At 51.9% G+C, this 19,172-nt stretch carries 16 protein-coding genes and 6 tRNA genes; 11 read left to right on the top strand and 11 right to left on the bottom strand.

The window, feature by feature from the left end:
* Positions 1–70: 70 nt before the first annotated feature.
* A complete protein-coding gene (locus ACT9TW_RS21840; protein WP_446493676.1) occupies positions 71–1,012 on the top strand; it encodes a LysR family transcriptional regulator in 942 nt (313 codons plus the stop codon).
* Here ACT9TW_RS21840 and ACT9TW_RS21835 read toward each other — a convergent pair.
* Positions 1,003–1,347, bottom strand: a complete 345-nt coding sequence (locus ACT9TW_RS21835; RefSeq protein WP_446493675.1) for a FlxA-like family protein — start codon at positions 1,345–1,347, stop codon at positions 1,003–1,005. The two genes, ACT9TW_RS21840 and ACT9TW_RS21835, sit on opposite strands and share 10 nt — an antisense overlap.
* 204 nt (positions 1,348–1,551) lie before the next feature.
* Here ACT9TW_RS21835 and xapA point away from each other — a divergent pair, with 204 nt between their 5' ends.
* The 3 genes from xapA (at position 1,552) to ACT9TW_RS21820 (ending at position 4,641) form a co-directional block, all read left to right on the top strand.
* Complete coding sequence (gene xapA, locus ACT9TW_RS21830; protein WP_182061933.1) at positions 1,552–2,376, top strand: xanthosine phosphorylase; 825 nt, start codon at positions 1,552–1,554, stop codon at positions 2,374–2,376.
* A 52-nt stretch (positions 2,377–2,428) separates the two neighbouring features.
* A complete protein-coding gene (locus tag ACT9TW_RS21825; protein WP_315686370.1) occupies positions 2,429–3,685 on the top strand; it encodes a nucleoside permease in 1,257 nt (418 codons plus the stop codon).
* Positions 3,686–3,753: 68 nt separating this feature from the next.
* On the top strand, positions 3,754–4,641 hold the full coding sequence (locus ACT9TW_RS21820; RefSeq protein ID WP_182061931.1) for a LysR family transcriptional regulator: 888 nt from the start codon (positions 3,754–3,756) through the stop codon (positions 4,639–4,641).
* A gap of 273 nt (positions 4,642–4,914) precedes the next feature.
* On the opposite strand, the gene ACT9TW_RS21815 is transcribed toward ACT9TW_RS21820, so the two are convergent.
* The 4 genes from ACT9TW_RS21815 to ACT9TW_RS21800 all read right to left on the bottom strand — a co-directional run bounded on the left by ACT9TW_RS21815 (position 4,915) and on the right by ACT9TW_RS21800 (position 5,294).
* A tRNA-Lys gene (locus tag ACT9TW_RS21815) sits at positions 4,915–4,990 on the bottom strand.
* A 4-nt stretch (positions 4,991–4,994) separates the two neighbouring features.
* A tRNA-Val gene (locus tag ACT9TW_RS21810) sits at positions 4,995–5,070 on the bottom strand.
* 30 nt (positions 5,071–5,100) lie between these two features.
* Positions 5,101–5,176, bottom strand: a tRNA-Val gene (locus ACT9TW_RS21805).
* Positions 5,177–5,218: 42 nt separating this feature from the next.
* Positions 5,219–5,294: transfer RNA gene (locus ACT9TW_RS21800), tRNA-Val, on the bottom strand.
* A 258-nt stretch (positions 5,295–5,552) separates the two neighbouring features.
* Here ACT9TW_RS21800 and gltX point away from each other — a divergent pair.
* A complete protein-coding gene (gene gltX / locus ACT9TW_RS21795; RefSeq protein WP_446493674.1) occupies positions 5,553–6,968 on the top strand; it encodes a glutamate--tRNA ligase in 1,416 nt (471 codons plus the stop codon).
* A gap of 43 nt (positions 6,969–7,011) precedes the next feature.
* Here the strand turns inward: gltX and ACT9TW_RS21790 are convergent, their stop codons facing one another.
* Together ACT9TW_RS21790 and ACT9TW_RS21785 are read right to left on the bottom strand one after the other, a co-directional pair.
* Positions 7,012–7,407, bottom strand: coding sequence for a YfeC-like transcriptional regulator (locus tag ACT9TW_RS21790; RefSeq protein ID WP_182061929.1), 396 nt, complete (start codon positions 7,405–7,407; stop codon positions 7,012–7,014).
* Between the two features lies 1 nt (position 7,408).
* Positions 7,409–7,765 (bottom strand): YfeC-like transcriptional regulator, encoded by a 357-nt coding sequence (locus tag ACT9TW_RS21785; protein WP_182061928.1) that lies wholly within the window; start codon positions 7,763–7,765, stop codon positions 7,409–7,411.
* Between the two features lie 217 nt (positions 7,766–7,982).
* On the opposite strand from ACT9TW_RS21785, the gene ACT9TW_RS21780 reads away from it, so the two are divergent.
* The 3 genes from ACT9TW_RS21780 to ACT9TW_RS21770 all read left to right on the top strand — a co-directional run bounded on the left by ACT9TW_RS21780 (position 7,983) and on the right by ACT9TW_RS21770 (position 10,579).
* Positions 7,983–8,058, top strand: a tRNA-Ala gene (locus tag ACT9TW_RS21780).
* 41 nt (positions 8,059–8,099) lie between these two features.
* Positions 8,100–8,175, top strand: a tRNA-Ala gene (locus ACT9TW_RS21775).
* A 214-nt stretch (positions 8,176–8,389) separates the two neighbouring features.
* Positions 8,390–10,579: an EAL domain-containing protein gene (locus ACT9TW_RS21770; protein ID WP_446493673.1), complete on the top strand. Its 2,190-nt coding sequence runs from the start codon at positions 8,390–8,392 to the stop codon at positions 10,577–10,579.
* Between the two features lie 43 nt (positions 10,580–10,622).
* Here ACT9TW_RS21770 and ACT9TW_RS21765 read toward each other — a convergent pair whose 3' ends face one another.
* A complete protein-coding gene (locus ACT9TW_RS21765) occupies positions 10,623–11,810 on the bottom strand; it encodes a NupC/NupG family nucleoside CNT transporter (RefSeq protein ID WP_182061926.1) in 1,188 nt (395 codons plus the stop codon).
* Between the two features lie 350 nt (positions 11,811–12,160).
* Here ACT9TW_RS21765 and ACT9TW_RS21760 point away from each other — a divergent pair, with 350 nt between their 5' ends.
* A complete protein-coding gene (locus tag ACT9TW_RS21760) occupies positions 12,161–13,399 on the top strand; it encodes an Nramp family divalent metal transporter (RefSeq protein WP_182061925.1) in 1,239 nt (412 codons plus the stop codon).
* A gap of 34 nt (positions 13,400–13,433) precedes the next feature.
* Here ACT9TW_RS21760 and ypeC read toward each other — a convergent pair whose 3' ends face one another.
* Entirely contained in the window at positions 13,434–13,769 is a 336-nt protein-coding gene (gene ypeC / locus ACT9TW_RS21755) for a DUF2502 domain-containing protein YpeC (RefSeq protein WP_182061924.1), read from the bottom strand.
* A gap of 126 nt (positions 13,770–13,895) precedes the next feature.
* The gene (locus tag ACT9TW_RS21750) at positions 13,896–14,894 is read right to left on the bottom strand and encodes an aldo/keto reductase (RefSeq protein ID WP_446493672.1); all 999 of its coding nucleotides are present in this window, start codon (positions 14,892–14,894) and stop codon (positions 13,896–13,898) included.
* A 184-nt stretch (positions 14,895–15,078) separates the two neighbouring features.
* Between ACT9TW_RS21750 and ipdC the strand changes: the two genes are divergently transcribed.
* Positions 15,079–16,737 carry an indolepyruvate decarboxylase gene (gene ipdC, locus ACT9TW_RS21745; protein WP_446493671.1) on the top strand — a complete coding sequence of 553 codons (1,659 nt, stop codon included), beginning with the start codon at positions 15,079–15,081 and terminating at the stop codon, positions 16,735–16,737.
* Here the strand turns inward: ipdC and ACT9TW_RS21740 are convergent, their stop codons facing one another.
* A complete protein-coding gene (locus ACT9TW_RS21740; RefSeq protein ID WP_446493670.1) occupies positions 16,738–17,973 on the bottom strand; it encodes an ion channel protein in 1,236 nt (411 codons plus the stop codon).
* A gap of 204 nt (positions 17,974–18,177) precedes the next feature.
* On the opposite strand from ACT9TW_RS21740, the gene glk reads away from it, so the two are divergent.
* Entirely contained in the window at positions 18,178–19,143 is a 966-nt protein-coding gene (gene glk / locus ACT9TW_RS21735) for a glucokinase (RefSeq protein WP_182061920.1), read from the top strand.
* Positions 19,144–19,172 lie beyond the last annotated feature (29 nt).

Raw genomic sequence — 19,172 nt, 5'->3', positions numbered from 1 at the left:
TTTCGCTATTGTGCTTTTTTCTGTTTGAGAAATAAAATTGATTTATTGCATCCATTCATGAAAAAAACAGATGAATTATTCTTTACGTCAGCTTCGTGTTTTTGTGACCGTGGCACATGCCCGTAGCTTTAGCCGGGCAGGAGAAATAATCGGTTTGAGCCAGTCGGCAGTCAGCCATAGCGTGAAAGAGCTTGAGATGCAGACCGGAGTGCGACTGCTCGACAGAACCACGCGAGAAGTGGTGCTCACCGATGCCGGTCAACAACTGGCTTCCCGGCTGGAAAGGTTACTGGACGAACTGAACACCACGCTGCGGGATGTGGGCCGGCTCGGACAACAACTTTCCGGTACCGTAAGAGTGGCGGCCAGCCAGACTATCTCTGCGCATCTTATTCCGCAGTGCATTGCCGAAAGTAATCATCTCTACCCGGATATCGATTTTGTTCTCCATGACCGACCACAGCAGTGGGTGCTGGAGAGCATTCGCCAGGGGGAGGTGGATTTTGGGATCGTTATCGATCCTGGTGCCGTGAGCGATCTTGAAAGCGAAGTTGTGCTTTCGGAGCCGTTTTTGCTGTTATGCCGGGACGACGATCCGCTGGCATCGTTGGCGGAGGTAACATGGCAGGCGCTGGAAGGGGCGGATCTTGTGCTTCAGGACTATGCGTCGGGGAGTCGACCGCTGATTGATGCAGCGCTTGCAGAGCAGGGCGTCAACGCAACGATAGTGCAGGAAATCGGTCATCCTGCCACGCTGTTTCCGATGGTTGAGGCGGGGATAGGTATTAGTGTGTTACCCGCACTTGCGCTGCCGCTGCCTCAGGGAAGCCATCTGACAGTGAAACGGTTTACACCGACTATCGAACGTAAACTGATGCTGGTCAGGCGTAAAAATCGCTCTATCTCCGGTGCGGCACTCGCCATCTGGGAAGTGGTGCGTATGCAGGCTCAGCAATTAACCGCAGCACGGATACGCGACCCACTGTTTAACCCAACCGATTATCAGATGTAGATATCAATCTGATGTTCTGCGGACGGTTTATTCACGCCTTCTTCAACGGCCTGCTGAACCGGGCTTTGCTTCGGAGCGGATTCTTCAGCTTGCTGGCGCTGAAGCGCCTCCATCTGGGCCTGTAACATCGCCAGTTGCGACTCAAGCATCTCCTGCTGCTTTTGTTTTTCTTCCGCGGTGCCATCACCCGATGCCACCTCTTTTAACTGCTGGGTGACTTTCGTTATCTGTTTGGCCAGACGCGAAATTTGAGAAGCAATGTCATTACCACCGGAGCTATTATCAGCGCTGCCGATTTCCATCGCTGACAGAGATACTGCCTTGAGGGTTGTCATATAAAGATCCTTTTCGCCATAAATAAGGGATATCGGCACGGTGAGCAATAGCTTGAGGCCAGCCGGAGGACGTGGCCGAAGATATCGATACTGAAACAGTATTGATAACCCTGCAAAAGTGTATTGGTGATACACCCCAGGCTCCAGATATAAGACAAAGGTCATGCGATCTGCTATCGCAATCTTTGTCCTGAAGGAGCCTCTATGACCCTCTCAAATAATCCCTGGTACTGTGCGGATATCATTCACGCCCACAAACCAAATTTCACGCCACGCGTTGCTTTTATCCTGGGCTCTGGCCTGGGCGCGCTGGCAGAACAAATTGAAGATGCCGTGGCTATCTCGTATGCGAAATTACCCGGTTTCCCGGTCAGTACTGTACATGGGCACGCGGGGGAACTGGTATTAGGCCATCTTGCCGGAGTTCCGGTTGTCTGTATGAAAGGTCGCGGTCATTTCTATGAAGGCCGTGGAATGACCATCATGACCGACGCGATCCGCACCTTCAAACTGCTGGGCTGCGAGCTGCTGTTTTGTACCAATGCGGCAGGCTCTCTTCGCCCGGAAGTCGGGCCTGGTAGCCTTGTTGCCCTGAATGATCACATCAACACCATGCCCGGCACGCCGATGGTGGGGTTAAACGATGAGCGTTTCGGCGAGCGCTTTTTCACCCTGGCAAATGCTTATGACGCGCAATTCCGTGCTGTGCTGCAAACCGTCGCGGCTGAAGAGGGCTTCCCGCTGAGCGAGGGGGTATTTGTTTCCTACCCAGGCCCAAATTTCGAAACGGCGGCAGAGATCCGCATGATGCAGATTATCGGCGGTGATGTTGTGGGCATGTCGGTGGTCCCGGAAGTGATTTCCGCGCGACACTGCGACCTGAAAGTAGTTGCTGTGTCGGCAATTACGAATCTGGCCGAAGGGCTGGGCGATGTGAAACTGTCCCACGAGCAGACGCTGGCGGCTGCTGAACTCTCACGGCAGAATTTCATCAATCTTATCTGCGGCTTCCTGCGCAAAATCGCCTGATAAAAATACGTGGCTCTGAAAAGGGGCCACACCCTGCGAAAAGGAACAGGTTATGAACATCACGACCCGATTAAAGATGATGTCCTTTATGCAATATTTTATCTGGGGGAGCTGGCTGGTCACGCTGGGCTCCTACATGATTAATACCCTACATTTTACCGGCTCAGACGTGGGGCTGGTCTATAGCTCCAAAGGGCTTGCGGCGATCATTATGCCGTCCCTGGTGGGCATTATTGCCGATAAATGGCTGCGTGCAGACCGGGCCTATATGATTTGCCATCTCGTGTGTGCGGTTGCACTCTGCTATGCCGCGCATGTCAACGAACCCGGCCTGATGTTCTGGGTGATGCTGGTCAATGCGATGGCGTTTATGCCCACGATTGCGTTGTCGAATACGCTCTCTTATTCCTGTCTTGAGCAGGCCGGTCTAGATACGGTGAGCCATTTTCCACCGGTACGCGTGTACGGCACGGTGGGCTTTATAGTAGCGATGTGGGCAATCAGCCTGATGGGGGTTGAGCTAAGTAATGTTCAGCTCTACATTGCTGCGGGGGCCTCACTGGTGCTAGCCCTTTACTCCCTGACATTGCCTAAAATCCCGGTAGTGAAGAGCAAATCAGCCCCGACGCTTGCAAGCAAACTGGGCCTGAATGCTTTTGTGTTGTTCAGACAGCCGCGAATGGCCATCTTTTTCTTGTTCGCGATGCTGCTAGGTGCGGTGCTGCAAATCACCAATACCTTCGGCAGCCCCTTCCTGCACGATTTTGCGCGTAACCCGGAGTATGCGGACAGCTTTATCGTTAAATATCCGTCGATATTGCTCTCTGTTTCGCAGATGTCTGAAGTTTTCTTCATCCTGACAATTCCGTTTTTCCTGAAACGCTTTGGTATTAAAACCGTAATGCTGATGAGCATGGTGGCCTGGATGCTGCGTTTTGGGTTGTTTGCCTTTGGCGACCCGTCTGCGGTGGGATTTGTTTTGCTGATGTTGTCGATGATTGTCTATGGCTGCGCCTTTGATTTCTTCAACATCTCAGGTTCGGTATTTGTGGAGCAAGAGGTGACGCCGGACATCCGCGCCAGCGCCCAGGGCTTGTTTATGACCATGGTGAACGGCGTTGGGGCGTACGTGGGGTCGATCCTGAGCGGGATGGCGGTGGACTATTTCTCCGTTGATGGCGTGAAAGACTGGCAGACCATCTGGCTGGTATTTGCGGCTTACGCATTGATCCTGGCGGTGGTGTTTTTCCTGAGTTTTAACTATCGACACGCGGGTAAAAACAACGCGTTGCGCACAGCGACGCATTAAAACGGGTTGTTACTGACGCGAAAAGATTTAAGGTGAGGTATTCAGTGCTTTCTCCGGGATATGTTTTGATGGAACGCGTCTACCGAACCGACCTTAAACTCCTGCGCTATTTCCTGGCCGTGGCGGAGGAGTTGCATTTTGGGCGGGCAGCGGCTCGCCTGAATATGTCGCAGCCTCCGTTAAGCCTGCATATCAAGGAGCTGGAAAGCCAGCTCGGAACGCTGCTTTTTATTCGTCACTCCCGCAGCGTTGCGTTGACTCATGCCGGGAAAGTGCTGATGGAGGAGTCACGTCGGCTGCTGACCAGTGCGAATCAGGCGCTGGCCCGGGTCGAACAAATTGGTCGCGGTGAGGCAGGGCGCATCGAGCTTGGCATTGTGGGAACGGCAATGTGGAGTGAAGTGCGTTCAGTTATGCGAACGTTTTTAAAAGAGCACCCGAACGTGGACGTGGTTTTTCGCGAGAAATCACCGGTTATGCAGATGGCATTGCTTGAACGGTGTGAGCTGGATGTGGGGATCTGGCGTATGGCCACGGAACCTGCCCCGGGGTTTACCAGTATTCGCCTGCGCGATGCCGCGTTTCTGGTGGCGATGCCGGAAGATCACCGGTTAGTCAGCAGCTCGGCGATTTCACTTTCAGAACTGCAAAATGAATATTTTGTCACCATGCCGTCGGCACATTCAGACTGGGCTTTTCTCCAGCGAGTGTGCCAGCAGGCGGGATTCTCGCCGATGATTGTCCGTGAGGCCGTTGAGCCACAGACGGTGCTGGCGATGGTCAGTATGGGTATGGGGATTACGCTTGCGGCAGACAGTTACGCACAAATGCAGTGGCCCGGTGTGGTATTTCGCCCGTTGAAAGAGCGTATACCGGCAGATTTATACGTGGTGTATGACGAGAAGCAGGCAACACCGGCGGTGGAGAGGTTAGTCGCCACACTGGTTGAAGGATAAAGAATGTGAATTTTGTAGGCCTGAAAAGCGTAGCGCCATTGAGGCTCGAACCTGCGGCAGGTTCGAATCGTTCAAATTGCAGATAGCAAAAAAGCGCCTTTAGGGCGCCTTTTTACATTGGTGGGTCGTGCAGGATGACTCGCTTCGCTCGCCCTTCGGGTCGTCGCCGTAAACGGCTCCGCTGCCTCACGTTGTTCGGCTCGAACCTGCGGCAGGTTCGAATCGTTAATATCGCAGATAGCAAAAAGGCGCCTTTAGGGCGCCTTTTTACATTGGTGGGTCGTGCAGGATTCGAACCTGCGACCAATTGATTAAAAGTCAACTGCTCTACCAACTGAGCTAACGACCCGAAATGGTGGGCGATGACGGGCTCGAACCGCCGACCCCCTCCGTGTAAAGGAGATGCTCTACCAACTGAGCTAATCGCCCATTTCGGAACTGCTATCGATAAGGTGAGAATGGTGGGCGATGACGGGCTCGAACCGCCGACCCCCTCCGTGTAAAGGAGATGCTCTACCAACTGAGCTAATCGCCCATTCTCAATTCTTATCTACACTGCGAGTCTACGTGAAGTAGATGGTGGGTGATGACGGGCTCGAACCGCCGACCCCCTCCGTGTAAAGGAGATGCTCTACCAACTGAGCTAATCACCCCCGCTGTGTGGAGTCGCATTATAGGGAGAGTTGAAAATGAGTCAACGCATTTTCTAAAGTTTTTATTCGTTCGTCGTAAAATTAAACAAAACGATCGCGAAATGGACTATTGCGCATGATTTCTAAACAAAAACAGCAAACTCGAACCCGATACAGGGATCAACATTGAGGAATCGCCCCACAGTGATAGAATATTGCCCATTGTTTTTTTCCCAGGATTTGCCGATTGCCGGCATCTTTATAACGTAAGGCCATTTCATGAAAATCAAAACTCGCTTCGCGCCCAGCCCGACAGGCTATCTGCACGTCGGTGGTGCACGTACTGCTCTCTATTCCTGGCTTTTTGCACGCCACAATAAGGGCGAGTTCGTGCTGCGTATTGAAGACACCGATCTCGAGCGCTCCACGCCGGAAGCAATCGAAGCCATTATGGATGGGATGAACTGGCTGAATCTGGAATGGGATGAAGGCCCGTATTTCCAGACCAAACGTTTTGACCGCTATAACGCCGTGATTGATGAAATGCTGGTCGCGGGCACGGCATATAAATGCTACTGCTCTAAAGAACGTCTGGATGCTCTGCGTGAAGAGCAAATGGCGAATGGCGAAAAACCACGTTACGACGGCCGTTGCCGCCACGACCACAGCGAACATGCTGCGGATGAGCCGTGTGTTGTGCGTTTCGCCAACCCGCAGGAAGGTTCCGTTATCTTTGACGATCAGATCCGTGGCCCGATCGAATTCAGCAACCAGGAGCTGGATGACCTGATCATCCGTCGTACCGATGGCTCGCCAACCTATAACTTCTGCGTTGTGGTAGATGACTGGGATATGGAAATCACTCACGTTATCCGTGGTGAAGACCATATCAACAACACCCCACGTCAGATCAACATCCTGAAAGCACTGAATGCGCCTGTCCCGGTATATGCGCACGTTTCTATGATCAACGGTGACGACGGTAAAAAACTGTCCAAACGTCATGGTGCGGTTAGCGTAATGCAATACCGTGATGACGGCTATCTGCCGGAAGCGTTGCTGAACTACCTGGTTCGCCTGGGCTGGTCCAGCGGTGACCAGGAGATCTTTAGCCGTGAAGAGATGATCAATCTGTTCTCCCTGGGCGCGGTCAGCAAATCCGCCAGTGCGTTCAACACCGATAAACTGCTGTGGCTGAACCACCACTACATCAACACCATGCAGCCAGAGTACGTTGCGACTTACCTGCAATGGCACATCGAACAGGCAAACATCGATACCCGCACTGGCCCTGAGCTGGCGGAACTGGTGAAACTGCTTGGCGAGCGTTGCAAAACGCTGAAAGAGATCGCCGAAAGCTGCCGTTACTTCTATGAAGAGTTCGACGAGTTTGATGCCGATGCGGCCAAGAAACACCTGCGTCCGGTTGCGCGTCAGCCACTGGAAGTCGTGCGTGACAAACTGGCGGCGATTACCGAGTGGACCGCTGAAAATGTTCACCACGCGATTCAGGCGACCGCCGATGAGCTGGAAGTGGGCATGGGTAAAGTGGGGATGCCTCTGCGCGTGGCAGTAACAGGCGCTGGTCAGTCACCTGCACTGGATGTCACCGTTCATGCTATTGGTAAAACACGCAGCATCGCGCGTATTAACAAAGCACTGGGCTTTATTGCTGAGCGTGAAAGCCAGCAGTAATTGCGCGTAAGGTAAGAACAACGGCAGGGAAACCTGCCGTTTTTTATGCGTGCAATTCAGTAATTCCGAGGCGGGTAAGAAATCCCTGAAGACCTTCCCGGGTCAATAATACCTGAAGTCGTTCTTGCTCAATCAGCGTTAAATTTTCAAGAGAGTCGATGATTTGAGGAAGTAAGCCGGACGATTTTGGTTCCCCGTACAAAGAGGGGGCTTCTGCCAGTTGATAGATAGCCTGGCGGTTACGGATGGCCGGAATACTCATAATATGCTCGCGAACGCGGGCATCAATATGAATTAACCGTGCGCGTCCGCCTTTTACCCCGTTAATGCCTTCCGTTTTCCATCCTTGCTGCCGAATCCAGCGATTAACGGTTTGCCGGGCAACACCTAAACTATCGGCCAACTCTTCAGTCGTCATTTTACTGCGTAATCTTTTCATATCAGCTCTGTTCGCGTATCCCTAAACGTTGCAATAATCCGGTAATCCCTTCCCGCAGTAACAGAGATGTTAGCTGCTTTTGCTCATCCGGCGTCATTTCATTTGCCAGCGTCAGAAGTAACGTGTGCAGCGAACGGTCATGGTTTTCAGGCATATCAGGTGTGTCCGACGCCCGGCGAGCGCTGTGAATAAAATCCCGAACTTGTTCATTGACATGCACCAGCCGCGCCTTGCCACCCTGTACTCCTGGCTTAGGCGATGTAATCCAACCCTCTTTGCGTACCCATTTATTGATGGTCTGGCGGCTATAGCCAGTGAGCAGGGCTAACTCTTCTGGCGTCATTCGTTCCTTGATCATGCAATTGCCTGAATAATAGTAGGGTTAATTAGTGGTTCATTTTATAGCACCGTTTTACGTGAAAACGTGACAGGCTTAACTCCTGACTGCGAGCAGGTACGCAAAGTGATTCATTTGCATGATTTTTCGGCGATTGGTTCAAAGCGATCGATTTTGCCGTTGACACTCCGCGGCGGAATTCATATTATGCCGCCCGTCAACATGACAGCTTTACGATGGGGCTATAGCTCAGCTGGGAGAGCGCTTGCATGGCATGCAAGAGGTCAGCGGTTCGATCCCGCTTAGCTCCACCAAACTCTGAACCCAACAGAGTGCGGTATGTAAAGTAACATGTGGGGCTATAGCTCAGCTGGGAGAGCGCTTGCATGGCATGCAAGAGGTCAGCGGTTCGATCCCGCTTAGCTCCACCAAAATTTAAACCCTCGTCGAAAGACGGGGGTTTTTTTATGCTTTTGTAACATCCACGCGCGGCTTTTGTTGCAAGTGATGGTGTTTTCCTATACTTCGCCTCAATCCAGCTTAAGAAAGCGGTCTATTTATAGACTTGATCTTGCTTCGCGCAATTAATAAACCTATTATCCGTCCGGTCAATGAATAATAGCGGAAAATAGTTTATTCACCTTAATGAACAGTAAAAATGTCAATAATGTAAAGATATTTATGATAGCGTTGCTGCTTTGTCTGATTGCGGTTCCGTTTTCTCGTTATATCTCACCGCGAGCAATAGTTAACGGTCATGATGTTTATTTGGCATGGTTACCATTAAGTGTAATGCTGGCCGTGATTTTATTGTTTGGCCGCCGCGCAATTATTCCCATCCTGTTAAGTTTTACTGCTACTAATATTCACAGTATTAATTTAGCACCGCTACAATATTTAGTTTTGCTGTTTTGTCAGACTTTCTCCGTCTTTGCCGCTTGTGGTGTGATCCGTCTGGTGCTGGGCAAGCGCTGGCGCCACAGTGTGCCCAATAAGTACATCGGTCTTCGTATATTCTGGCTCGGATTTATGGTTCCGGTAGGCATTAAGCTATCGATGTATCTGGCTGGCTACTTATTTGATTTTCCTGTGACTATCTCCACCTACTTCGGCGAAGGTAGTGCAATTTATAACGTTGTTGATATTCAAAGTCTGATATGTGCGGCGCTCATATTTACAATGATGTTCTATTACCCCTTAAGAATGATAATTAGTCCCCGGTATGCAGTAGCATTCTGGCGGCAGAGTCTTAAACCATTACTCTTGAATAAAAAACCTATTTATAGAGTAATTTGGCTAATGGTTTTGGTGTTTATTGTTGCAGTTTTGTGCGCTCCACTGGAGTCACCGATAATTGCAGGATATTTAATGCCAATCATCTTTATCCTCTTTACGCTTGGGATCAGCCGCATGAGCTATGCGGTTATCTCGCTGCTGTGGGCGACATCGGCACTCTTACTGCTAACGTACAATTATAACTTCCTCAATGGGGTGGAATCGGGATACTCCCTCTCATTTATCCTGTCGGTGCTGATCTCTTTTGCTATTTGTTTGCTCTATATGTCGAGGATTTATCGGCACAGTGAATGGATGAAACAAGGCTGGCAGAAGAGGGCATTAACCGATCCTCTAACGGGTCTGCCCAACATTCGTGCGCTTGAGGATTACCTGTATCTCCACCCTGATGCGAAGATCTGTTGCCTGCGGATGGACAACCTGGAGTTCCTGAGTCGCCACTACGGCATTCTCATGCGTGTGCATTGCAAGCGCATGATTACGGCCTCCCTCCAGCCGCTAATGCAGAAAGATGAACAACTGTTCCAACTGCCAGGCAGCGAACTGGTGCTGGTTCTGCTGGGGCCGGGAACGGCTGAACGCTTGCAGCATATGGTTGATCAGCTGAACAGCCGTAAAATTTTCTGGAACAACACCGGGCTGGATATTGAGTTTGGTGCATCATGGGGCGAGATTGAAAACGGTGAAAAACTCCATCACACCCTGGGGCAGCTAAGCTGGCTCTCTGAACAGTCTTGTGCAACGCATAATGTGCTGGCCCTGACCAACAGCCTTGAAACTGTTTCAGGGCAAACCACCGATAGAGTGCTGATGTTGGGGCGTATCAAACGCGCCCTCGACGCGGGCGGTATCCGCTTGTACGCCCAGCCTATCCAGAATGCTGCCGGAAAGGGCTATCACGAGATCCTGACGCGGCTCGAGAGTGATGGTGAAATCATTACGCCTGACCGTTTTATCCCGCTGATTGCCCAGTTCAACCTGAGCCATCGGTTCGACCTGAGCGTGGTTGAGAACTTACTGGCATGGCTGCGTGATAACCCGGTATTGCATGACAAAACCCGGTTTTCCGTTAACCTCATGCCGTTGACGCTGATGCAAAAAGAGGTCGCGACCGAGATTATCTCGCTCTTCGAACACTATCTGGTTCCGCCTCATGCTGTTGTGATTGAGATAACCGAAGAGCAGGCGTTCTCGAATTCAGAAACCAGTATCAAGAACATTCAGCAATTGAGGGATTACGGTTTCCGTATTGCGATTGATGACTTTGGCACAGGATATGCCAATTACGAGCGCCTCAAGCGACTTCAGGCCGATATCATCAAGATAGATGGCTGTTTCGTAAAAGATATCTGTAGCGACAGCATGGATGCAATGATTGTGCAGTCAATTTGCAATCTGGCGAAAACAAAGTCGTTGTGTGTGGTTGCCGAATTTGTTGAAACGCCGGAACAGCGCGAGATGTTGCTCCGCTTTGGCGTGGACTATTTGCAGGGATATCTGCTGGGTAAACCTCTGGCGCTTAGCGAACTGCAGGCATAAAAAAACCAGGAGCACAGGCTCCCGGTTTTGTTTTCGATCCGGATTACAGTACCAGTGCTGCGATAGAAGCAGACAGTACGCTCACCAGGGTAGAACCATAAACCAGTTTCAGACCGAAGCGAGAAACCACGTTACCTTGCTCTTCGTTCAGACCTTTAATCGCACCCGCGATGATGCCGATAGAAGAGAAGTTGGCGAAGGAAACCAGGAACACAGAGATAATACCTTCAGCGCGCGGAGAGAGCGTGCCGGCAATTTTCTGGAGATCCATCATCGCAACAAATTCGTTGGAAACCAGTTTGGTGGCCATGATGCTACCAACCTGTAATGCTTCGCTTGCCGGAACACCCATTACCCACGCAATCGGATAGAAGATGTAGCCGAGGATACCCTGGAAGGAGATACCCAGAACCGCAGCGAACAGTGCGTTCAATGCAGAAATCAGCGCGATAAAGCCGATAAGCATAGCTGCAACGATAATCGCAACTTTGAAACCTGCCAGGATGTACTCACCTAACATTTCGAAGAAGCTCTGACCTTCATGCAGATTTGCCATCTGGAGGTTCTCTTCGCCCTCTTCAACGCGGTATGGGTTGATAAGAGACAGCACGATAAAGGTGCTGAACATGTTCAGAACCAGAGCTGCAACAACGTATTTCGGTTCCAGCATCGTCATGTACGCGCCCACAATAGACATGGAAACGGTAGACATTGCCGTGGCTGCCATGGTGTACATACGGTTGCGGGACATTTTGCCCAGAATGTCTTTATACGCAATGAAGTTCTCAGACTGACCCAGGATCAGGGAACTTACTGCGTTGAAGGATTCCAGTTTGCCCATACCGTTGACTTTAGACAGTACAGTACCAATAGCGCGGATAACGACAGGCAGAACACGGATGTGTTGCAGAATACCAATCAGCGCAGAGATGAAGACGATAGGGCACAGCACTTTCAGGAAGAAGAATGCCAGGCCTTCGTCGTTCATTTTACCGAAAACAAAGTTAGTCCCTTCGTTGGCGAATCCGAGCAGTTTTTCGAACATTTCGGAGAAGCCTTTCACGAAGCCAAGCCCCACGTTGGAGTTCAGGAAGAACCACGCGAGTAAAACTTCAATGACGAGAAGCTGAACAACATAGCGGATGCGGATTTTTTTGCGGTCATGGCTGACCAGCAATGCAAGCGCAGTAACGACAACGAGTGCCAGGACAAAGTGAAGGACGCGGTCCATATTTGCTCCAAATTTGAGGCAGGTTTAATTTCCGTGCACATTCTATGTAACAAGCGTAAAGAAAACGAGATCAAAGCCACACTATAGTCACATCCTGTGACGAGTCTCAAAAATAGTGATCAACAATACATTTTTGTTATGTTGAGTAAATTAGTGAAAAGTTAAGTTTGTGTGCTACGCTTCACAAAAGACTGCGCGAATCCACATTCTGTGGGGTCGCACCAGCGAAGCTGCCCTTCTATCGTTCAAAGCTATCAGAGAAATCACTCAAAACGTTTTAAATGATCTTGATAATCATTCTCATTTTGTTAGCATCAAACATAGCAAAGGCTATATTTCCAGAGGCAGAAATGACAAACAGTCGCGTAGAGGGTAGCAGTGGCAGAGCAGCGCGCAAGTTGCGGTTCGCATTAATGGGACCTGCGTTCATCGCTGCCATTGGCTATATCGATCCGGGTAATTTTGCGACCAATATTCAGGCCGGGGCGAGCTTCGGCTATAAGTTGCTGTGGGTTGTCGTCTGGGCGAACCTGATGGCAATGCTGATTCAGATGCTTTCCGCAAAGCTTGGGATCGCCACGGGTAAAAACCTGGCAGAACAGATCCGCGACCATTATCCGCGTCCCGCCGTCTGGCTTTACTGGATCCAGGCTGAAATCATTGCAATGGCAACGGATCTGGCTGAATTTATTGGGGCGGCTATCGGGTTCAAACTGATACTGGGCGTTTCTCTGTTACAGGGCGCGGTGCTGACCGGGATTGCGACTTTCCTTATCCTGATGTTGCAGCGTCGTGGGCAAAAGCCGCTTGAAAAAGTGATTGGTGGTCTGCTGTTGTTTGTGGCTGCGGCTTATATTGTTGAGTTAATTTTTTCGCGGCCTGACCTGGCGCAGTTAAGTAAAGGGATGGTTATCCCAAGCCTGCCAACCTCTGAAGCCGTATTCCTGGCTGCGGGCGTTCTGGGCGCTACTATAATGCCGCACGTGATTTACCTTCACTCTTCTTTAACGCAGCACCTGCACGGCGGGACGCGCCAGCAGCGTTATTCCGCAACCAAATGGGATGTTGGTATCGCAATGACGATTGCCGGTTTTGTGAATCTGGCGATGATGGCAACTGCCGCCGCCGCGTTTCATTTTAACGGGCACACGGGCATTGCCGATCTTGATGAGGCGTATCTGACGCTGGAACCCTTGCTGAGCCATGCGGCTGCCACCGTATTTGGGTTGAGTCTGGTTGCTGCGGGCCTGTCTTCGACCGTGGTGGGAACCCTGGCAGGGCAGGTGGTGATGCAGGGATTCGTGCGCTTTCACATTCCGCTGTGGGTGCGCCGTTCAGTCACCATGCTGCCATCATTTATCGTTATCCTGATGGGGCTTGATCCAACGCGTATCCTGGTAATGAGCCAGGTATTGCTGAGCTTTGGTATTGCACTGGCACTGGTTCCGCTGCTGATCTTTACCAGCGACAAATCCCTGATGGGCGATCTGGTGAACACTACGCTTGTGAAACGCACTGGCTGGGCCATTGTGGTTGTGGTGGTGGCGCTCAACCTGTGGTTGTTGGTCGGGACGATACTGGGATTATAGAAATAAGAAAGGAGCCAACAGGCTCCTTTCTGTTTTAGTGGTGGTGACCATGGCCGTGGCCACGACCCCATCCTCCGCGACGATCGTCACGGTCGTCCCACCCTTCGCGATAGCCGCGCTCGTAGGCTTTACGGTTATCCCAGCCACGATGGCGACCATTATCATGTCTCCACCAGCGATCTCTACGCCATTCATAATGACGATTCCAGTAATCACGGTCACGCCAGCCGCCACCGTCCCAGTAGTTACCGTAATTATCGCGATCGCCAATTTGTAATTTTACTGATGGCAACAGGGTGATTTCGCCCGCATTTGCAACCAGCGGTGCCGCAGCCATTAAAACCGCAGCCAGAATCAGTGACCTGAACATACTCTTCTCCTTCACGATCGGGGCCGTCGTGCGGCCTGTTAACGCAATATTACGGGGCGGTAAAGCCCCGTTTCATCGCCTCAACTCCTAAATCACAAATAAGAGCACGTTTTGCTAAAAATGGTTTTAATTTGACCGGTTCAGAATATCGTCGATGGTGGTCAGCTCTTGTGGGGAGAAATGACGATTCTCGAGCATCCCGACCGCATCATCAATTTGCGACGTTTTACTCGCGCCAATCAGTACGGACGTTACCGCATCGTGGCGCAATACCCACGCCAGTGCCATTTGCGAGAGTTTCTGGCCGCGCTTTTCCGCCAGCGTGTTCAGCGCGACGACCTTTAACCGTTTTTCTTCGGTTAACTGGTCGGGGTTAAGGAACTTACTGCCGCTCGCCGCGCGTGAATCCTGTGGAATTCCGTGCAGATAGCGGTTAGTCAGTTGGCCACCTGCCAGCGGCGAGAAGGGAATACACCCGACACCTTTCTCTTTCAGGACGTCCAGTAATCCCTCTTCCGGCGCGCGCTCAAACATGGAGTATTTAGGCTGGTGGATAACACAAGGCGTACCGAGATCGTTAAGAATATCGATCGCTTTACGCGCCAGTTCCGCCGGATAGTTCGATAAACCAACGTACAGTGCTTTCCCCTGACGCACCACGTGATCAAGTGCTTTCATTGTCTCCTGAAGTGGCGTTTCAGGATCTGGGCGGTGGTGATAGAAGATATCGACATATTCAAGCCCCATACGCTTCAGGCTCTGTTCCAGACTTGAAATCAGATATTTGCGTGAGCCCCAGTCGCCGTAAGGGCCGTCCCACATGGTGTAGCCTGCTTTGGTGGAAATTATTAACTCGTCACGCCAGGGCAGAAAATCTTCCTGCAAAATACGCCCGAAATTGCGCTCGGCTGAGCCTGGAGGTGGGCCGTAGTTGTTGGCCAGATCAAAATGGGTGATACCCAAATCGAAAGCCCGCTGTAAAAGTTGACGGCTGTTTTCAATGAGCGTGGTATCACCAAAGTTATGCCAAAGCCCCAGAGAGATGGCCGGTAACTTAAGCCCTGTCTGGCAGCAACGGCGGTACTGCATTGTCTGATAACGATTTTTGTCAGGCTGATAACCCATTCTCGTGACCCCTGGCGCTGAAAAGAAAAACGAGTGTATACGTTTACACTCGCATGAAGAAAAAGAGCATAACGCAGCCTTTTTTGTAAAGCATTCTTTCCATGCCCATCTTATTGCCAATTCTGGACAGCCATCACGCTTCTTTAATACTCAAAGTGAGGTCAACATAAGAAGGATACCTGTCATGCGTACCCCATACTGCGTCGCCGATTACCTGCTGGACCGTCTAACAGATTGTGGAGCCGATCATCTGTTTGGCGTGCCAGGCGACTATAATTTGCAGTTTCTCGACCACGTGATAGACAGCCCGGATATCTGTTGGGTGGGCTGTGCAAATGAGCTGAATGCATCTTACGCCGCTGACGGCTATGCCCGATGTAAGGGCTTTGCCGCGCTGCTGACGACGTTTGGCGTCGGCGAGTTAAGTGCCATGAACGGCATTGCTGGCAGCTTTGCTGAGTATGTTCCGGTGTTGCACATTGTGGGTGCGCCTGGCATGGCTTCTCAGCAACGAGGTGAGTTGTTACATCACACTCTGGGTGATGGAGACTTCCGTCATTTTTACCATATGAGTGAGCCTGTCACTGTCGCCCAGGCGATCCTTACCGAACAAAATGCCTGTTACGAAATAGACCGGGTACTCACCACGATGATGCGTGAACGCCGTCCTGGCTATCTGATGTTACCCGCTGATGTGGCAAAAAAAGCGGCCACCCCGCCTGTAACCGCTCTCACGTTTAAGCCTGCTCATGCGGATAATGGCTGTCTTAAAGCGTTTCGTGAGGCTGCCCAGAACCGGCTTGCCTGCAGCAAACGAACGGCTCTGCTGGCAGATTTTCTGGTCCTGCGCCACGGGCTGAAGCACTCGCTTCAGAAGTGGGTGAAAGAGGTACCGATGGCGCACGCAACCATGCTGATGGGCAAGGGGATTTTTGACGAGCGCCAGCCGGGCTTTTACGGTACGTACAGCGGGTCGGCAAGTGCTGATGCCGCGAAAGAGGCCATTGAAGGCGCGGATACGGTCTTGTGCATCGGCACGCGTTTTACCGATACGCTGACCGCCGGATTTACGCATCAGCTTACCCCGGCGCAAACCATCGAAGTTCAGCCTCATGCTTCACGCGTGGGGGATATCTGGTTTACCGGTATTCCGATGATCCAGGCGATAGAAACGCTGGCCGAGCTTTGCAAACAGCACATTACCGGGCCGGTTGCGCCTGCTATTCATCATTCATTTTCACCAACGGCGCAGAGCAGTGAACTGAACCAGGAAAGTTTCTGGAGCACGCTGCAAACCTTTATCCGGCCCGGTGACATCATCCTGGCCGACCAGGGGACCTCTGCCTTTGGTGCATTCTCGTTGCGCTTACCTTCTGAGGTGAATTTTATCGTTCAGCCACTCTGGGGATCGATTGGATACACGCTGGCCGCCGCATTTGGTGCTCAGACGGCGTGCCCTCAGCGCCGCGTGATTGTGCTTACGGGTGATGGTGCCGCACAACTGACCATTCAGGAGATGGGCTCTATGCTGCGCGATAAACAGCGGCCCATCATTCTGGTGTTAAACAACGAAGGCTATACGGTGGAAAGGGCGATCCACGGGCCAGAGCAGCGGTACAACGATATTGCCTTGTGGAACTGGACGCAGATCCCGCAGGCACTCAGCCTGAATCCGCAGGCCGAGTGCTGGAGAGTGAGCGAGGTTGAACAACTGGCGGACGTGTTGGAAAAAGTGGCGCACCACGAGCGGCTTTCGCTGATTGAGGTCATGCTACCGAAAGCCGATATCCCGCCGCTGCTTGGTGCAATTACTAAGGCCCTGGAGGCGCGCAACAGAGCCTGATTATTTGTCGTTTCGCCAGGCCATCATCATCGGTTTGCCCGCCAGCAGGAGCCAGGCGGGCAACATCACAATACATAACAGCGGGATAAGCGTGGCGTCCGGCACCACCACGGCGGCCATAAACAGGCTGAGCCATGCATCGCGCGTCACAACCAGAACCAGCCCCAGAATAGAACACGACACCGTAATCGCCGCCGGAACAGCATCCACGTGCTCGTGCAGCATCAGCCCCAGCGCCACGCCGACAAATACCGCCGGGAAGATACGCCCGCCACGAAAACCACACGCTGCCGCCACAACCAGCGCGGCCAGTTTCACCAGCGCAAACAGCAGATAATCTGACACGCTAAACACCTGACTGAAGGCCAGCTGCTGCATCTCATCCAGGCCTTTAAACAGCGTTACCGGTCCGCCGATAGCGCCAAGAATGCCAAGAATAAGACCGCCGACACCCAGCATCAGCACCGGATGTTTAAGTTTATGCATCAGGCGATGCAGGCGTGGAAGGCACCACACTGCAACCATCCCCAGTGCAATGGCAATGGCAACCACGATGGCGCCACTGAAAATATCGGCAATCTGCATTTGCCCGTAGTGGGGCAACGAGAGTGAAAAATGCGGGTGGTAAAACAGGCTGGTGGTTAACGCGCCTGCGGCGGCGGCCATCAATGGGGCAAAGAGTCTGTCCCAGAGGGGCACATCGCTATTGCCACTGAGCGTCTGAGAAAAAATCAGCGCAGCGGCAACGGGAGTACCAAACAACGCGCCAATGGTGCCTGCGGAGGCTAGGATCGTCCAGTCCAGCACGCCAACGCGAGGAAGGATACGCGAGCCAAGAAACACCGCCAGAGCGATATTCACCGCCATAATGGGATGTTCCGGCCCCAGGCTAACGCCACCCGCAAGGCCAATAATCAGCGCAATGATTAGCCCCGGTAGCGCCGATGGGTTGACTGGCGCGCTAATTAACGGCTCCAGAGCCGGGTCAGGCCCCGCATGACCTGGGCTAAACCGAATCACCAGGCCTACAGCAATACCGGTCAGCGTCAACATCACAACTATCCACATGGGGGAATCGAAGCTGATGCCGAATTTTGCCGGAATAGCAGTCCATAACATCGTTTGCAGCACCGACGCGACCTTCATCACGACGATGAGCACAAGGCTTGAGGCAATACCAATGATGAGCGCCGGGATAGCCAATAGCAGCATGGTTCTGGCTCGCGGGTGGAGCATGATGATTTCCTTGTACAAAACGTATGGTGTTACTTTGCACAATCAACTTTGTGGCAATAGTGCAAAAGATGCTGAAACGGTAAAGTTATTCTGTGACGAAGATCGATAATCCTGGGGCGGCTGCCTTCAGGTCGTTGTTGTTATTCAGCCTTGAATTTACAGTGTCCCAAAGATTTATTCTGACTTTAGCGGAGCAGTAGAAGAATGACAAAGTATGCTTTAGTAGGTGATGTGGGTGGGACCAACGCACGTCTTGCACTCTGCGATGTAAACACCGGTGAGATTTCTCAGGCGAAGACCTATTCAGGGCTGGATTATCCAAGCCTTGAGGCCGTGGTACGCGTCTATCTTGATGAGCATAAGATAAGCGTTGAGGATGGTTGTATTGCCATTGCCTGCCCGATTACTGGCGACTGGGTGGCAATGACCAACCATACCTGGGCATTCTCTATCGCAGAAATGAAAAAGAACCTCGGTTTTTCACATCTTGAAATCATTAATGATTTCACTGCGGTTTCGATGGCGATCCCGATGTTAAAGCCAGAACACCTGATTCAGTTCGGTGGCACCGCCCCAGTCGAAGGTAAACCGATTGCCGTCTATGGCGCAGGAACCGGTCTGGGTGTGTCGCATCTGGTGCACGTTGATAAGCGCTGGGTCAGCCTGCCGGGCGAGGGCGGTCACGTTGATTTTGCGCCAAACAGCGAAGAAGAGGGCATTATTCTCGAAGAACTGCGTGCTGAGATTGGTCATGTCTCCGCTGAGCGTGTGCTTTCTGGTCCCGGGCTTGTGAATCTCTATCGTGCGATTGTGAAGTCTGACGGTCGTCTGCCTGAAAACCTGCAACCGAAAGATGTCACCGAACGCGCGCTGGCAGACACCTGCATCGACTGTCGTCGTGCGCTGTCGCTGTTCTGCGTCATCATGGGGCGTTTTGGTGGCAACCTGGCGCTGAATCTCAGCACCTTCGGCGGCGTGTACATTGCGGGCGGCATCGTGCCGCGCTTCCTCGATTTCTTTAAAGCCTCTGGCTTCCGCGGTGGGTTTGAAGACAAAGGTCGTTTCAGAAGCTACGTTCAGGACATTCCGGTGTACCTGATTGTGCACAATAACCCAGGCCTGCTGGGTTCTGGCGCGCATTTGCGTCAGGTTCTCGGCCAGGTGCTCTGAGTCGTGTTCCCCTCTCCGGCGGGAGAGGG

The organism is Enterobacter sp. C4G1, assembly GCF_052886895.1.
This window is presented reverse-complemented; position numbering and strand designations above follow the sequence as displayed.

Bases quoted from the DNA above. Each gene is read 5' to 3' on its own strand.
- ACT9TW_RS21740 (WP_446493670.1), bottom strand. From the start codon at position 17,973: ATGCTCCACCCGCGAGCCAGAACCATGCTGCTATTGGCTATCCCGGCG.
- ACT9TW_RS21785 (WP_182061928.1), bottom strand. From the start codon at position 7,765: ATGATCAAGGAACGAATGACGCCAGAAGAGTTAGCCCTGCTCACTGGC.
- ACT9TW_RS21840 (WP_446493676.1), top strand. From the start codon at position 71: ATGAATTATTCTTTACGTCAGCTTCGTGTTTTTGTGACCGTGGCACAT.
- ACT9TW_RS21770 (WP_446493673.1), top strand. From the start codon at position 8,390: ATGAACAGTAAAAATGTCAATAATGTAAAGATATTTATGATAGCGTTG.
- ACT9TW_RS21825 (WP_315686370.1), top strand. From the start codon at position 2,429: ATGAACATCACGACCCGATTAAAGATGATGTCCTTTATGCAATATTTT.
- ACT9TW_RS21765 (WP_182061926.1), bottom strand. From the start codon at position 11,810: ATGGACCGCGTCCTTCACTTTGTCCTGGCACTCGTTGTCGTTACTGCG.
- xapA (WP_182061933.1), top strand. From the start codon at position 1,552: ATGACCCTCTCAAATAATCCCTGGTACTGTGCGGATATCATTCACGCC.
- ACT9TW_RS21760 (WP_182061925.1), top strand. From the start codon at position 12,161: ATGACAAACAGTCGCGTAGAGGGTAGCAGTGGCAGAGCAGCGCGCAAG.
- ACT9TW_RS21790 (WP_182061929.1), bottom strand. From the start codon at position 7,407: ATGAAAAGATTACGCAGTAAAATGACGACTGAAGAGTTGGCCGATAGT.
- ACT9TW_RS21820 (WP_182061931.1), top strand. From the start codon at position 3,754: ATGGAACGCGTCTACCGAACCGACCTTAAACTCCTGCGCTATTTCCTG.
- ypeC (WP_182061924.1), bottom strand. From the start codon at position 13,769: ATGTTCAGGTCACTGATTCTGGCTGCGGTTTTAATGGCTGCGGCACCG.
- ACT9TW_RS21835 (WP_446493675.1), bottom strand. From the start codon at position 1,347: ATGACAACCCTCAAGGCAGTATCTCTGTCAGCGATGGAAATCGGCAGC.
- ACT9TW_RS21750 (WP_446493672.1), bottom strand. From the start codon at position 14,894: ATGGGTTATCAGCCTGACAAAAATCGTTATCAGACAATGCAGTACCGC.
- glk (WP_182061920.1), top strand. From the start codon at position 18,178: ATGACAAAGTATGCTTTAGTAGGTGATGTGGGTGGGACCAACGCACGT.
- ipdC (WP_446493671.1), top strand. From the start codon at position 15,079: ATGCGTACCCCATACTGCGTCGCCGATTACCTGCTGGACCGTCTAACA.
- gltX (WP_446493674.1), top strand. From the start codon at position 5,553: ATGAAAATCAAAACTCGCTTCGCGCCCAGCCCGACAGGCTATCTGCAC.